Genomic DNA, 497 nt, shown 5'->3' with positions numbered 1-497 from the left:
ACCGCGGTCAGCAGCCTCATGATCGCCGATGCTCATGCCTCAGCGGCCAGCACGCTCGTCCCGGTGAGGACCGGCAGCATGCAGGCGGCCCTGCTGCTGTGCGCGCCGGTACTGGGCTTCGTCGCGCAGCGAGCTGGATTGGAGTCCGCCTCGGCCGTGGCCGCTCTGGCGTCGGTCGGTCTCGCCGCCGCGGTCGTGCTGGTCCGCCCCAAGTCGTCGTCGGACCAGGCTGTCTTGTATCGTCGACGCAAGTGATCGGCGCGTCGCGGGCCGCCGCCTGCGCCACCCGTGACAGGCAACCGATCTCTCTCCGTGCCCAGCCTCGGCAAGGCGATGTCCGCGGTTTCATGTCTGGGCGGCGATCGACGCTCAGCGCGCCGGCTGCGCCACCGCCATCGCCTTGGTGTAGTCGGCGGCCGGGCCCGAGGGCGGCGCCAGCGACGCATCGCTGGCCCAGTCGGTCGGCGTCGACGACAGCGTGTAGCGCAGCGTGCCGC

The 497-nt window shown here is 72.0% G+C and carries 1 protein-coding gene; it reads left to right on the top strand.

Annotated features, from left to right (window positions below):
- Nucleotides 1-255: hypothetical protein (locus tag HW466_RS31280; RefSeq protein ID WP_208456262.1), on the top strand; the 255-nt coding region annotated here is incomplete at its 5' end.
- Nucleotides 256-497: the final 242 nt, after the last annotated feature.

This window comes from Burkholderia territorii (assembly GCF_902833055.1).
GTDB classification, from domain to species: Bacteria; Pseudomonadota; Gammaproteobacteria; order Burkholderiales; family Burkholderiaceae; genus Burkholderia; species Burkholderia territorii.
Note: the sequence above shows the minus strand (reverse complement) of the source record. Positions and strands in the feature narration are given on the sequence as shown.